Genomic DNA, 9,232 nt, shown 5'->3' with positions numbered 1-9,232 from the left:
TCGCCTCCACCTTCTTGGCATCGTCAAAACTGACTTTATCGATCGTTTTGAGCGTACCATCGGGTTGAACTTGCCAGATATCGTAAGTACCGATAACATCGCCTTGAGCATCGAGATCGACGTTACCGCTGGCACCTTGATAGTTGATTTTTTTACCAGCTTTGAGTAAGCTAATTGCTTGACACAGATCGGAAACTTCTTCGCCGGGGCCGCCTGCAACTTCGCGAACTTTACTAGCAATGCCTTCGCCCGTATTGGTTTTAGCTGCTTGTGCTGCTAGCATTAGTAGTGCGGTAGCATCCCAAGAGTGTTGGAGGTATGAAGTAAGCGGTTTTCCAGTTGCCAACCACTTCTTATTAAAGTCCTCTAAAGCCTTGCCATGTGCCCCAGGAACGGTACCGATCGCCCCCTCAATGATAAATTTGCCATCCGCTGTTTTTCCGACCTGATCGGGGAATTTTGGCGAGTAGGCACCATCGGGGAGCATAATTGTCACGCCTTTACTCAAACCTTGTTCGTAGGCGGCTTTGAGCAGTAGCGAACCCGTATCGGGATAGACGATGGTGGCTAGAGCTTGCGGTTTGCCTTCAAATGCGGCTTTGACTTCTGAGTCGAAGGTGGTGGCTTTAGGATCGTAACGGGTGGGTTTGGCTTCGTTGGTGACGGTACCGCCTAAACTTTTGAAAGCGGCGATGAATTCTTTTTCAAAGCCGACACCATAATCATTATTAATTGCGATTGTCGCAACTTTTTTAAACCCTTTTTTGAAGGCTAACTGAGCCATTGCTTTGGCTTGATAGGTATCTGGTGGAGCGGTACGCGCCCAATAGCCCTGATATTTACCTGCTTTGGCGCGCTCGGTAAAGACGGGACTGGTGCTTCCTGGCGAGATCATCATTACTTTATTTTTAGCGGCGACATCGGCAGCGGCGGTAGAAACGCCACTACCAAAAGCTCCCACTACACCAGCTACTTTATCAACTTCGGTGAGTTTTGTCATTGCCGAGGCACCCGCACTCGGATCGCTTTGATCGTCTTCGGAGATGAGAGTAACTGGCGCGCCATTGATGCCGCCGCAACTGTTAACGGTGTCTACTGCCATTTTAATCGCCAGCGGGAGCGGTTGCGCGATCGAGGCAGTATCGCCAGTATTCGATAGTAAGGAACCAATTTTTAACCCTTTACTATCGCCACCACTACTAGCCGTGGGAGTAGTACCACCACCAGTGCTACTAGTAGGATCGGTACAACTGGTCAGTAAACTGGCAAAAGTCGTTAATAATGCCATTACTAAAGCTAGTTTTGGCTGGATGCGTCGATTGGGCATAGTCATTGTTTTTAGATCGAACTCTTCACACACACAATGGCGATCGTTACTCGATCTGTCCATTGCCGTTGATGTTAGCACCTTTAAGGGGATAGGGGCTAGTGGACAGTGTGCCGACGGCAGGCTATCGCCAACGGCTGTCGCTCGCTGCAAGTAGGGAATAGGTAATAGGGGATAGGGGCTAGGGAATAGTAAATAGGATGAGCTATCGTAGATTGTTAGATGGAAACCAACCGTAAATTATTAATTCTCGATTTGGATGAAACGCTCATTCATGCTGCCGAAAAACCATTGGCAAGACTGCCAGATTTTTCGGTCTATAATTACCATGTTTATAAGCGTCCCAATCTCGATACTTTTTTACTAACTTGCTTAAATTGGTTCGATGTGGCGGTGTGGACATCTTCTGGTGCTGAATATGCAACCCAAGTCGTGGCGACAATTTTTCCCGATCCGCAAGCTCTTAAATTTGTCTGGACGAGCGATCGTTGTTCGATCGGCTATAATTACAATCTCGATCTTATCGATGGGCATTACCCTCAATATTACTCGCGCAAGCCGTTAAAAAAAGTCAAACGGCGCGGCTTTGACTTAGAAGCAGTCATTGCGATCGATGATACGCCCAAGAAGTGGGAAAAAAGTTATGGTAACTTAATTACAGTTAAGCCGTTTGAAGGCGATGAAACCGATCGAGAATTAAGTTATTTGCTCGACTATTTAAACATCCTCAAACACGAGCGTAATATCCGCAGTGTTGAAAAAAGAGGTTGGCGCGATCGGGTGGTAAACAAACAATAACAGTACCTCAAAGATCGATCCACGTATATCGATCCTAAATAAGAAGCTTAACCCTCTTTTTCTTACCTTTGCGCTCTTTACGCCTCTGCGGTTGCATTTCTTAGAGTCAGTAGGGTGGGTACTGCCTACCAACTAGGTTTCAGGCATAATCTATTCGATCGATAATTGCGCCTACTTACTTATATAGGGATCTGTAAGCTTAACTAGTAATTTAGATAATGTCACCACTAATTCAGTTACCCCACGATAAAATAAGCGTATCGACAATTATTCGATCGAACCATGAAAAATCATCTGTTGCCAACCGCTTTACTTGGTACGATCGCCTTAGTCAGCTTTGTTGCGCCTGCTATGGCTCTATCGCCAGTGCAGGTACAGCAAATCGCCAAACAAGCCACCATCCGGGTAACTAGATGCGATGTGGGATCTGGGATAATAATTGGGAAAAATAACAATACTTATACCGTGCTGACGGTAGCGCAGATAGTTAGAAAGAGCGGGTGCGAAATTGTCGCGCCAGACGAACAGCGGTATCGAGTTTCGCAGGTGAGAGTGTTTCCTAATAATGTCGATTTGGCGGTTGTCAGCTTTACTAGTAACAAAAACTATCCAGTTGCCAAACTCATCGATAATTCCGATCGCATCTCTGCTGGCGAACCGATTTATGTATCGGGTTTTCCGACATCTAGCGCGATTTCTCAGCCCGTTTTTACCTTTATCAAAGGGGATGTCGTCAGTAATAGCACCACGCAACAAGGTCAAGGCTATTCGCTCATTTACAATAATACGCTGCCAGGGCACAGTGGCGACCCCGTTTGGAGCGAGCGCGGCGAGTTAATTGCCGTTCGCGGACAGGGGGATGTCGATCCTAAGCTGCAATCGACGATGAATGCTAATGTGCGAGTCAAGACTGGATATAATTTGGGGATTACGGTTAATACCTTTACCAAACTGGCTAATACTGCCGGAATTAGCGGTTACACAACCGTGCCGATCTCAATTAAACCTAAGCCCGTAGAAGATTTAATTGCTAGTGCCTTACAAAAAGAGCGCAAAGGCGACTATCGGGGAATGTTAGCCGATATGGATCGGGCGATTTTTCTTGACTCTCAAAATGCCCGACTCTACTACAATCGCGGCGTTGCCAAATCGATGCTAGGGAATAAAGACGCGCTCGGTGACTATAACCAAGCAATTGCGATCGATCCGAATCAGGCTTCGGCTTACAACAATCGCGGGGTAACTAAATCTGACTTAGGCGATAATAAAGGCGCGATCGTAGACTATGACAAAGCTATGGCTCTTAATGCCAATGATGCCAGAACATATTACAATCGCGGCAATGCTAAAGCCAAGCTCGGTGCTACCAAAGACGCATTAAAAGACTTTAACCAGGCGATTGCCCTCGATTCTAAGCTAACCCAAGCATACTTGAGTCGAGGCACCGTCAAGGCGATGCTAGGCGACGCTAAGGGCGAACTCGCAGACTTAAACCAAGCGATTGCGATCGATCCTAATTATACCGAAGCTCACTACAATCTCGGTCTGGCAAAATTCAAGCTGGGCGATGCTCAAGGTGCGATCGTTAGTTTCAATCGGGCAATTGCGCTCAACCCGAAAGATCCCGAAACTTATCACGATCGTGGGAATGCCAAAGCTAAAACTGGCGACGATCGAGGCGCGATCGAAGACTACAACAAATCGATCGCGATCGATCCCGATCGTGCTAAAGTCTATGCCAATCGCGGCTCGGTTAAAGCTAAATTAGGCGATAAAAAAGGTGCGATCGTCGATCTTAAAAAAGCTGCCAATCGATTCAAACTTCAACGGCAAACCGCCAGCTATCAAAGAGTTATTGCCGAAATTAAACGGATCGGTTCGTAGATGATAATATGCTGAAGATTGGATATTTCGCTGAAAATGAAAAACTACTTGTTGCCAACCGCACTGCTAGGTACCATTGCCCTCATTAGCTATGTTTCCCCTGCTGCGGCTTTGTCCCCAGTAGAAATTCAACGTATCGCCAGACAAACCACCGTGCAGATTACTGGGTGTGACTTTGGTTCTGGGGTGATTATTCGCAAAGATGGCAATACTTATAGCGTGCTAACGGTGGCGCATAACTTTCAAAAGAGCGGTTGTGAAATCGTCACCGCCGACGATACCAAACACCAGACTAGTAAAGCAAAACTGTTTCCAGATCGAGTCGATTTGGCAGTAGTTACGTTCACTAGTAGCAAAAACTATCCAATTGCTAAATTAATCGATAATTCCGATCGCGTTGAAGCCACCGAAACAATTTATGTATCTGGATTCCCGTTATCTACCGCCATTAACACCTCGGTATTTTCGATCGTCAAGGGAGATGTGGTTGCCAATCCCCAAAATAAACAACAGGGCAAAGGTTACTCGCTAATTTATAGTAATAATACCTTACCCGGTTATAGTGGCGGCCCAGTCTGGAACGAAAGCGGCGAACTGATTGCCATTCACGGACAAGGCGATATCGATACCAAGCTCCAAACGACTATTAATGACAACGTGCGGGTGAAGACTGGTTACAATTTAGGGATTACGATTAATACATTTGCCAAGTTCGCCACCGCCGCCGGGGTGAGCGGCTATGCACCGACAAAAGTCGCCACTATCAAACCCAAGCCTGCCGAAGATTTACTCGCGACAGCACTGCTAGAAGAGAGTAAGGGCAACTATCAGGGGATGTTAGAGAATGCCGATCGAGCGATTGCGATCGACTCCAGCAACGCACGGCTGTACTATGTTCGAGGCGTTGCTAAGTCTCAATTGAGCGACAGACAAGGCGCATTATCAGACTACAACAAAAGTATCGCTCTCAATCCTAATGTTGCTCTAGCTTACTCCAATCGGGCTTACGCGAAAGCGGAATTAGGCGATATTAAAGGTGCAGTGGAAGACAGCAATCGGGCGATTAGGATCGATCCTGATTTACCCGAAGCTTATGTCAATCGCAGTCTGGCTAAGTTTCAGTTAGGCGATAATCGTGGCACGATTGAAGATGCTACTCGCGCAATTGCCCTCAGACCCAACTTTGCTCAAGCCTATTCTAATCGCGCTGTTGCCAAGTCAGAATTAGGCGATAATCAAGGTGCGATCGAAGACAGCAATCGTGCCATTAGCTTTAATCCTAAATTAGCAGAAGCATACATCAATCGAGGTTTGGCTAAATATAAGCTGGGCGAATATCAAGTAGCGATCGAAGATTTCAACCGCGCACTCGTCCTTAAACCCAGCCTCGTGCAAGCTTATAGCAATATCGGTGGTGCCAAACTCGCACTCGGCGATAACAAAGGTGCGATCGAGGCATGTAACCGCGCGCTGGCACTGAATCCTAACCTATTTGAAGGCTACTTCATCCGGGGGTTTGCCAAATACCAGAGCGGCGATAATCAAGGCGCGATCTCTGATTATAGCCGCGCCATTGCCCTCAAACCCAACTTCGCTCAAGCCTATGCCAACCGTGGGGTGGCGAAGTTAGCACTAGGCGGCGATAAGAAAACGGCAACGGAAGATTTACAGAAATCGGCAGCACTATTCAAGCAACAAGGGAAAATGGCTGACTACCAGCGCATCGTCACCGCAATGGAGCAAATTCCCTAGAACGATCGTTTTTTAGTATCGATCCAGCTCAAATAGCAGGCGGTACTCGATCGATCTGCCAATAATGGTGTCAGAAGATCGTAGAATGTCAATCGTGCCGATCGACAGATGCAATGAAGAAGAAAAAACTGGCAGTATTATTCGGTGGTAGATCCGTCGAACACGAAATCTCCGTCATTACCGCGCTCCAACTGATTAACGTCATCGATGTTACCCAATACGAAATTATCCCCGTCTATATCGCTCAAACCGGACGCTGGTATGTCGGTGACAATCTGCTCGACAAAAATTTCTACCGTCGCCTTCCCGGCTCTGTCAAATTAGCACAAGAAGTCGCGCTGTTACCGATCGCGGGTAGTAAGGGACTCACCTACCTCAATTCTCGTCAGAACGACATTCTGCCTATCGATATCTATTTCCTTGCCTTCCACGGCACTTTTGGCGAGGATGGGTGCATTCAGGGAATGCTAGAGATGGCAGATGCGACTTATACTGGCTGTGGCGTGCTGCCTGCGGCACTGGGAATGAATAAGTATCAATGTAAAATGATGCTTAAAGCTGCTGGTATTCCGGTTTTACCTGCGGCTTTAGTCGACAGGCGTGATGCCCAAACCAGCCTTGCAGCAGTCAGAGAACAGATTTTTGCAACACCCGGCTTAGAGCAATTGCCCCTATTTGTCAAACCCTGTAATTTAGGTTCGAGTATCGGGATTGGGGTAGCTAAAGACGAGCGGACTTTGAATGCTTGCTTGGTAAATACATTTCGATACGATAGTCATGCGATCGTCGAACCCTGTGTTAAAGAAATCGTCGAAGTAAATGTCTCGGTTTTAGATGATGATGAAATTACCGCATCAGTAATCGAAATGCCAGTTTCACTCAGCGGCATACTGACTTTTGAAGAAAAGTATCTCCGCGATGATGGTGGTAAAAAAACAGGCGGTAACGAATCGCAAGGGATGGCAAGTTTATCCCGCATTATCGACCCTCAAGAACTCGATTCCGAACTCAAACAAGCTGCGGTAGATTACGCTAAAAAAGCCTTTAAAATTCTAGGCTGTTCGGGTGTGTCGCGCATCGATTTTATCATCGATGCCAGTTGCGATAAACTCTATTTTAATGAGATTAATACTCTCCCTGGTTCGCTATCTTTTTACCTCTGGGTAAAATCCAATCCACCCTTGATGTATACCGAACTCCTCAATCGCATTATTCGCCAAGCCGAAAAACGCCAGGTGACGAAACTCGCACTCAAGCGTCAAGAGGGAATGCGCGCGCTATTCAAGTAGATTAGATCTAAAATGACGATCGCTATTAGTCAGGCTCAAATTCAAATTATCGTCGATCGTGCCGAACAGATTTATCCAGAAGAATGCTGTGGAATTTTATTAGGAACGATCTCCGGATCTCTCAAAACGGTTGTTGAAGTTATTCCCACGGTTAATGTTTGGGGAAATCCCGAACTAGCCGATGTTTTAGCAGATTTAACCGAAATTTGTAGAACTAAAACCAGTCGCTATACGATCGATCCTCAAGCTATTTTTAAAGCGACAAAACGCGGACGAGATTTGCAGCTCGAAATTGTAGGTTTCTTTCATTCCCATCCCGATTCTCCCGCCGTACCTTCTATCTGCGATCGCGATTTAGCCTGGGATGTCTATTCATATCCGATCGTCTCTGTAATGCAAGGAAAAGTCAAGGATTTCAAAAGCTGGGTTTTAGACGAGCTGAGTATATTTCAGCAAGAAGAAATTAGCTGCTTAAAACTCCCCTAAAACCTAAAACCTAATACCTAAAACCTAAAACCTAATACCTAATACCTATCCCCTCGGCGCAATCGGATCTAAAATCCGATTTAAAACTCGCAACTGATCGGCGGTACCCATACAAATTAACATATCCCGATCCATAATCATCGTTTCACCAGTCGGGCCGACAATCAGGTTACCATCCCGCCTACGGATTGCCAATACCAACGAACCAGACTGCGATCGTAATTTTGCCTCTCGCAATGATAAACCAGCAACCGGACAAACTTGTGATTCGATCTCGAATTCTTCCATATAAAAAGATCGATCGCTAGCCACAATCCCATCCATAAAATCCATCACATGCGGTCTTAAAGCCGCCGCCGCAATCCGTTTTGCACCAGTAATGTAGGGGGATATGACTTTATCAGCACCAGCACGCTGGAGCTTGAGTACGGCTTCTTCGTTACTCGCGCGCGATATCGCCCGAATTTTAGGATTGAGGGTTTTGGCAGATAAAATAATATACAGATTTTCGGCATCAGAAGGCAATGCTGCCACCAGACAGGCAGCTTTTTCTACGCCCATTTTTAGGAGCGTTTCATCAAGCGTAGCATCGGCTTGGATGGCATTATAGCCCTCTGCTTGAGCTATTCTTACCTGTTCGCTACTCGCATCGGCGATCGCAAATGTCGTACCTTCAGCCGCAAATTCAGCGGCAATTTGTCGCCCGATGCGTCCAAAACCACAGATGATAAAGTGTTCGGATAAAGATTCCACGAGTTTTTTTTGTTGCCTGAGTCTTCTACCTTCTATAAAATAGCCTTCAATTAGGGCTTCCGTAAATCGATTGACGATGTAACCAATGGTAATGACTCCCGCTAAAATTAAGGCGATCGTAAAAATTCGCCCCCGATCTCCTAATTTTTGCGTTTCGCCATAGCCAACTGTGGTTAGGGTAATGACAGTCATATATACTGCATCTAACCAGTGCCAATGCTCTACTAGGCTGTACCAGAGGGTTCCAGCAATAAATACTAGTGTTAGGGCAATTCCACCCCGTTGCAAGTCTTTCCTGATGCGACGATATTTTTGCTCGGCGGAATCCATTGCTGTTAGTTGACAGTTACGCCGTAAAAGATACTTTGATAATCGAGCCAGAGCATCTGGGTATTTAAATTTTAAGGGCTAAACCGATTTTTTTGGCAACCATTTTAAACCAGCCAGTCCAATTCCTAGATAATTTGCAGACAGATCTACTAAGTCGAATGTTCGCCAGGGAATCCAAATTTGAGAAATTTCTTCGATCGTCATACCGATCGCGACGATCGAGCAACCTAATAATACCTTGAATCTGCCGATTTTTATGGTGCGACCGTCGAGCGCATAGTTAAGCAAAAATGCTAAAGTACCAATCAGTACTAGGTGCCCAATTTTATCGCCAAATGGAAAACTGCCTACCCAATTAATCATCGTTCGCAGTCGCCCTAAGTCGTTGCCAATAATAATCCCGGCAACAAACAGAAAGAATAGGGAAAAAGGCAGCCAGCGTTTTAGTCGCATTTAGTTATAGCCAATAAACGATCTATTTAAACCACAATTGAGATCGAGCCTCATCCCCCTTAAAAAGCTATGCCTTACCCACAGATCTTACATGCCATACGGGTTGCGGTTTCCACAGGTAGGGGCAATTCATGATTTGCCCCTACCTGTGGAAACCAGC

The 9,232-nt window shown here is 46.1% G+C and carries 8 protein-coding genes; 5 read left to right on the top strand and 3 right to left on the bottom strand.

Going from position 1 to position 9,232, the window contains the following annotated elements; all coding sequences use genetic code 11:
- A partial coding sequence (locus Q0R35_RS02705; protein WP_366944808.1) for an ABC transporter substrate-binding protein occupies positions 1-1,333 on the bottom strand: 1,333 nt, incomplete at its 3' end.
- A gap of 216 nt (positions 1,334-1,549) precedes the next feature.
- Between Q0R35_RS02705 and Q0R35_RS02700 the strand changes: the two genes are divergently transcribed.
- The 5 genes from Q0R35_RS02700 to Q0R35_RS02680 all read left to right on the top strand — a co-directional run bounded on the left by Q0R35_RS02700 (position 1,550) and on the right by Q0R35_RS02680 (position 7,536).
- Positions 1,550-2,125 carry an HAD family hydrolase gene (locus Q0R35_RS02700; protein ID WP_295614209.1) on the top strand — a complete coding sequence of 192 codons (576 nt, stop codon included), beginning with the start codon at positions 1,550-1,552 and terminating at the stop codon, positions 2,123-2,125.
- A gap of 282 nt (positions 2,126-2,407) precedes the next feature.
- Positions 2,408-4,009, top strand: coding sequence for a tetratricopeptide repeat-containing serine protease family protein (locus Q0R35_RS02695; protein ID WP_295614207.1), 1,602 nt, complete (start codon positions 2,408-2,410; stop codon positions 4,007-4,009).
- A 36-nt stretch (positions 4,010-4,045) separates the two neighbouring features.
- Positions 4,046-5,761, top strand: coding sequence for a serine protease (locus tag Q0R35_RS02690; RefSeq protein WP_295614205.1), 1,716 nt, complete (start codon positions 4,046-4,048; stop codon positions 5,759-5,761).
- 113 nt (positions 5,762-5,874) lie between these two features.
- Complete coding sequence (locus tag Q0R35_RS02685) at positions 5,875-7,050, top strand: hypothetical protein (protein ID WP_295614202.1); 1,176 nt, start codon at positions 5,875-5,877, stop codon at positions 7,048-7,050.
- A 12-nt stretch (positions 7,051-7,062) separates the two neighbouring features.
- Positions 7,063-7,536 (top strand): M67 family metallopeptidase, encoded by a 474-nt coding sequence (locus Q0R35_RS02680; protein WP_295614201.1) that lies wholly within the window; start codon positions 7,063-7,065, stop codon positions 7,534-7,536.
- A gap of 45 nt (positions 7,537-7,581) precedes the next feature.
- Here Q0R35_RS02680 and Q0R35_RS02675 read toward each other — a convergent pair whose 3' ends face one another.
- Together Q0R35_RS02675 and Q0R35_RS02670 are read right to left on the bottom strand one after the other, a co-directional pair.
- Positions 7,582-8,619: a TrkA family potassium uptake protein gene (locus tag Q0R35_RS02675; RefSeq protein WP_295614199.1), complete on the bottom strand. Its 1,038-nt coding sequence runs from the start codon at positions 8,617-8,619 to the stop codon at positions 7,582-7,584.
- A gap of 78 nt (positions 8,620-8,697) precedes the next feature.
- Positions 8,698-9,072 (bottom strand): VanZ family protein, encoded by a 375-nt coding sequence (locus Q0R35_RS02670; RefSeq protein ID WP_295614196.1) that lies wholly within the window; start codon positions 9,070-9,072, stop codon positions 8,698-8,700.
- Positions 9,073-9,232: the final 160 nt, after the last annotated feature.

Source organism: Chamaesiphon sp. GL140_3_metabinner_50 (assembly GCF_025361915.1).
GTDB lineage: Bacteria > Cyanobacteriota > Cyanobacteriia > Cyanobacteriales > Chamaesiphonaceae > Chamaesiphon.
Note: the sequence above shows the minus strand (reverse complement) of the source record. Positions and strands in the feature narration are given on the sequence as shown.

Coding starts and splice junctions, on each gene's coding strand:
- Q0R35_RS02700 (WP_295614209.1), top strand. CDS start 1,550: ATGGAAACCAACCGTAAATTATTAATTCTCGATTTGGATGAAACGCTC.
- Q0R35_RS02695 (WP_295614207.1), top strand. CDS start 2,408: ATGAAAAATCATCTGTTGCCAACCGCTTTACTTGGTACGATCGCCTTA.
- Q0R35_RS02690 (WP_295614205.1), top strand. CDS start 4,046: ATGAAAAACTACTTGTTGCCAACCGCACTGCTAGGTACCATTGCCCTC.
- Q0R35_RS02685 (WP_295614202.1), top strand. CDS start 5,875: ATGAAGAAGAAAAAACTGGCAGTATTATTCGGTGGTAGATCCGTCGAA.
- Q0R35_RS02680 (WP_295614201.1), top strand. CDS start 7,063: ATGACGATCGCTATTAGTCAGGCTCAAATTCAAATTATCGTCGATCGT.
- Q0R35_RS02675 (WP_295614199.1), bottom strand. CDS start 8,619: ATGGATTCCGCCGAGCAAAAATATCGTCGCATCAGGAAAGACTTGCAA.
- Q0R35_RS02670 (WP_295614196.1), bottom strand. CDS start 9,072: ATGCGACTAAAACGCTGGCTGCCTTTTTCCCTATTCTTTCTGTTTGTT.